The organism is Actinomyces polynesiensis, assembly GCF_000820725.1.
In the GTDB taxonomy this organism is placed as follows: Bacteria; Actinomycetota; Actinomycetes; order Actinomycetales; family Actinomycetaceae; genus Pauljensenia; species Pauljensenia polynesiensis.
In genome coordinates, this window is record NZ_CCXH01000280.1 from 1 (window position 1) to 1,659 (window position 1,659).

The window sequence follows — 1,659 nt, forward strand, 5'->3', positions numbered from 1 at the left end:
CAGCGGGACCGGTGGCCCCGGAACCCCCTCTCAGATGAGCCCCTTCTCCGCCAACCATGCGGAGGCTATGTCGGCGGAGGACGCCTGCTCGTCGACACTGCGGGCGTTGAGCTCGATCAGTTCCTCCGTGGTCAGGGCGTCCGTGACCGTGCGAATCGCGTCACGGGCGCCCTGGTCCACGCGCTGGGAGACGATGGGCACGACGTTCTGGGGCAGCACCAGGGACTCCGGGTCCGTCAACGTCACGAGGTGGTTGGCCGCGATCGCCGGGTCGGCGGAGTAGATGTCCGCCACCTGCACCGTCCCGTCCAGCAGGGCCTTCACGGTCAGGGGACCACCGGAGTCCTCGACGGGCACCAGCTCGACATCCACCCCGTAGGTGTCCTTCAGACCCTGGGGCCCGTAGGGGCGCGCCTCGAACTCACTGTTGGCCGCGATCTTCACACTCCCCCCGACCTTCGCCAGGTCCGCCACCGAGGTGAGGCCGTTGTCCTGGGCGAACTCGCGGGTCACGACGAAGGAGTCCTGGTCACTGGCCTGCGCGAAGGGCAGCGCCGTCAGTGCTTCGGGCAGCGCCTCGTTCAGCTGGTCGGCGGTCTCCTCAGGCGATCCGGAGGTGGCGGAGGCGTCGTAGTACTGCAGGAGGTTCCCGGTGTACTCGGGCATGATGTCGATCTTCCCTGACTCCAGCTCGGGCATGTACACCTCACGCTGGCCGATCTGGTACTCGCGTTGCACGGTCACTCCCTCGTGTTCGAGGACCTGGGCGAAGAGTTCGGCGATGATCTCGTTGGAGTAGTAGGCCTGCGAGCCGATGACGAGCGTCCCGCCGTCGGACTGGGCGGCGCCTCCGTCCTCGCCGCTCTGGGTCCCCGAGGCCGGGTCCTGGGTGGGATCGGCGTTCGAGCAGGCGGCGGCCCCCATGGCGAGGGCGGAGGCGGCGAGCACGCCGAGCACGGCTCGGGTGCGTGACGTGCCGTGGACGCGGGCGGTGCGGAGGTGCTTCATGGGGTGGGTCCTTCCGTTGCGGGGATGGCGGGTCGGGGGCTGCGTCGCCTCTCACGGGCCCGTCCCGGGGCCGGCGGCGCGCTGAGACGTTGGACGAGGGCGAGGCCGAGGTCGAGGACCACGGCGAGCAGGATCACCAGGAACGAGCCTGCGAGCATCTGGGGGTAGTCATGGGTCTTGAGCCCCAGGAAGATGAAGCGGCCGAGTCCCCCGCTGCCGACGTAGGCGGCGAGCATGGCGGTGGAGACGACCTGGAGGGTGGCGGACCTCAGGCCCGCCACCAGGAGCGGTGCACCGAGTGGGAGCTCGACGCGTGTGAGGAGCTGCCACTCGGTCATTCCCTGGGCGCGCGCCGCGTCGACGACGTCCCGCCCGGCTGCCTCGCATGCCGAGCAGGCTCCGACGACCAGTGCGGGCACCGCCAGGACGACCAGGGCCAGGACGGGAGCGGTCATCCCGATGCCGAACGCCAGTCCGAACAGGGTCACCAGGCCGAGGGTCGGGATGGCGCGCGCAGCGCCCGTCGTGGCGATGACGAGGCCCCGCCCTCGTCCGCGGTGGCCCACCCACAGACCCAGGGGCACCGCGACGAGGGCGGCCACCCCCACCCCCAGGGCGGTGAGTCCCAGGTGCTGGGTGGTGCGCGTGAGG

Annotated in this window: 2 protein-coding genes; both read right to left on the reverse strand. The window is 70.8% G+C overall.

Features of this window, described 5'->3' with window-relative positions:
- Positions 1-30: 30 nt before the first annotated feature.
- A complete protein-coding gene (locus TA90_RS11620; protein WP_043536669.1) occupies positions 31-1,008 on the reverse strand; it encodes an ABC transporter substrate-binding protein in 978 nt (325 codons plus the stop codon).
- A partial coding sequence (locus TA90_RS11625) for an ABC transporter permease (RefSeq protein WP_043536670.1) occupies positions 1,005-1,659 on the reverse strand: 655 nt, incomplete at its 5' end. The genes TA90_RS11620 and TA90_RS11625, both read right to left, overlap by 4 nt.

What these genes read in the sequence shown, in the direction of transcription:
- TA90_RS11620 (WP_043536669.1), bottom strand. Translation starts at nt 1,008, where the DNA reads ATGAAGCACCTCCGCACCGCCCGCGTCCACGGCACGTCACGCACCCGA.